Below are 1,850 nucleotides of genomic sequence, written 5' to 3'. Positions count from 1 at the left end.
CCACGAAGGGCCGGAAGACCCGCAAGAACAAGGCGACGGACAAGTTCATCATCCGTTCGCGTCACGCTCGGAAGGCTCGCTAAGCCATGACCCGTTCCGTCTGGAAAGGCCCGTTCGTCGACGGGTACCTGCTCAAGAAGGCCGAAGCGGCCGCCAACTCCGGCCGCAAGGACGTGATCAAGACCTGGTCGCGCCGCTCGACGATCATGCCCCAGTTCGTGGGCCTGACCTTCGGCGTGCACAACGGCCAGAAGCACGTCCCGGTGCTCATCTCGGAAGACATGGTCGGCATGAAGCTGGGCGAGTTCGCGCCCACCCGCTTCTTCCCCGGTCACGCGGCCGACAAGAAGGCCAAGAGGAAGTAAGATGAGCAAGCAAGCCAAGGCTCGCCGTTATACGGACGCCGAAGCGGTGGCGAAGGTGCGGACCATCCGCATCAGCCCCCGCAAGCTGAACCTCGTCGCTCAGTCCATCCGTGGCCTGAAGGTGCAGCGCGCCCTGAACGAGCTGGAATTCAGCTCGCGCCGGATCGCCGCCGACGTGCGCAAGGCGCTCTACTCGGCGATCTCAAACGCCGAGAACAACCACAACCTCGACATCGACTCGCTGGTCGTCGCCGAGGCCTACGTGGGCAAGAACCTCGTGATGAAGCGCTTCCATGCCCGCGCCCGCGGTCGTGCGTCGCGCGTCGAGAAGCCGTTCAGCGAGATCACGATCGTGGTCCGCGAAGTGGGTGAGGCCGCCTGATGGGTCACAAAGTCAATCCGGTCGGGCTTCGCCTCGGCATCAACCGCACCTGGGACAGCCGCTGGTTCGCCGACGGCGTCGAGTACGGCAAGCTGCTGCACGAGGACATCAAGGTCCGCCGCGCGCTGAAGAAGCGCCTGTATCAGGCCGGTGTCTCGCGCATCATCATCGAGCGTCCGCACAAGAAGTGCCGCATCACCATCTATGCCGCGCGCCCTGGCGTGATCATCGGCAAGAAGGGTGCGGACATCGAGAAGCTCCGCAAGGACGTCGCCGCCATGACGGACGGCGAGATTCACCTGAACATCGTCGAGATCCGCAAGCCGGAAACCGACGCCCAACTGGTCGCCGAGAACATCGCGCAGCAGCTTGAGCGTCGCGTCGCCTTCCGGCGCGCCATGAAGCGGTCGCTGCAAAGCGGCATGCGTCTGGGCGCGAAGGGCATGCGCATCGAGGTGTCGGGTCGTCTGGGCGGCGCCGAAATCGCCCGGGCCGAATCCTACCAGGAAGGCCGCGTGCCGCGTCACACCCTGCGGGCCGACATCGACTACGGTGTCACCGAGGCGAAGACCACCTACGGCATCATCGGCGTGAAGGTGTGGGTCTTCAAGGGCGAGGTCCTCGACCACGACCCGATGGCCCTCGACAAGCGTCTGGCCGGCGAAAGCGGGCCTGCTGGTGAGGGCGGCGGCCGCGAGCGCGGTGATCGTCCCGATCGTGGTCCCCGTCGCGAACGCCGCGGCGAGCCGCAGAACGCCTAAGGACTCAGGAACATGCTGTCTCCCAAGCGCACCAAGTATCGCAAGCAGTTCAAGGGCCGTATCCACGGAACGGCCAAGGGCGGCTTCACGCTGAACTTCGGCTCCTACGGCCTGAAGTCCGTCGAGCCCGAGCGCGTCACCGCGCGGCAGATCGAGGCGGCCCGCCGCGCGATCACCCGCCAGATGAAGCGCCAGGGCCGGGTGTGGATCCGCATCTATCCCGACGTGCCGGTGACCGGTAAGCCCGCCGAAGTGCGGATGGGCTCGGGCAAGGGCGCCGTCGACTACTGGGCCGCCCGGGTTCACCCCGGCCGGATCATGTTCGAAATCGACGGCGTGCCG

At 66.0% G+C, this 1,850-nt stretch carries 5 protein-coding genes; all 5 read left to right on the top strand.

What is annotated here, in order from left to right:
- Positions 1-83 (top strand): hypothetical protein (locus tag Q0L11_RS20815; RefSeq protein WP_296599808.1); only part of this gene is annotated, 83 nt, incomplete at its 5' end.
- 3 nt (positions 84-86) lie between these two features.
- Positions 87-365 carry a 30S ribosomal protein S19 gene (rpsS, locus tag Q0L11_RS20810; RefSeq protein ID WP_296599806.1) on the top strand — a complete coding sequence of 93 codons (279 nt, stop codon included), beginning with the start codon at positions 87-89 and terminating at the stop codon, positions 363-365.
- A 1-nt stretch (position 366) separates the two neighbouring features.
- Positions 367-747: a 50S ribosomal protein L22 gene (gene rplV, locus Q0L11_RS20805; RefSeq protein ID WP_296599805.1), complete on the top strand. Its 381-nt coding sequence runs from the start codon at positions 367-369 to the stop codon at positions 745-747.
- Entirely contained in the window at positions 747-1,508 is a 762-nt protein-coding gene (gene rpsC / locus Q0L11_RS20800; RefSeq protein WP_296599804.1) for a 30S ribosomal protein S3, read from the top strand. The genes rplV and rpsC overlap by 1 nt, the downstream gene beginning before the upstream one ends.
- Positions 1,509-1,520: 12 nt before the next feature.
- Positions 1,521-1,850 (top strand): 50S ribosomal protein L16 (rplP, locus tag Q0L11_RS20795; protein WP_296599803.1); only part of this gene is annotated, 330 nt, incomplete at its 3' end.

This window comes from Phenylobacterium sp. (assembly GCF_024508875.1).
Classification (GTDB): domain Bacteria; phylum Pseudomonadota; class Alphaproteobacteria; order Caulobacterales; family Caulobacteraceae; genus Phenylobacterium.
Note: the sequence above shows the minus strand (reverse complement) of the source record. Positions and strands in the feature narration are given on the sequence as shown.

What these genes read in the sequence shown, in the direction of transcription:
- rplV (WP_296599805.1), top strand. Translation starts at nt 367, where the DNA reads ATGAGCAAGCAAGCCAAGGCTCGCCGTTATACGGACGCCGAAGCGGTG.
- rpsS (WP_296599806.1), top strand. Translation starts at nt 87, where the DNA reads ATGACCCGTTCCGTCTGGAAAGGCCCGTTCGTCGACGGGTACCTGCTC.
- rpsC (WP_296599804.1), top strand. Translation starts at nt 747, where the DNA reads ATGGGTCACAAAGTCAATCCGGTCGGGCTTCGCCTCGGCATCAACCGC.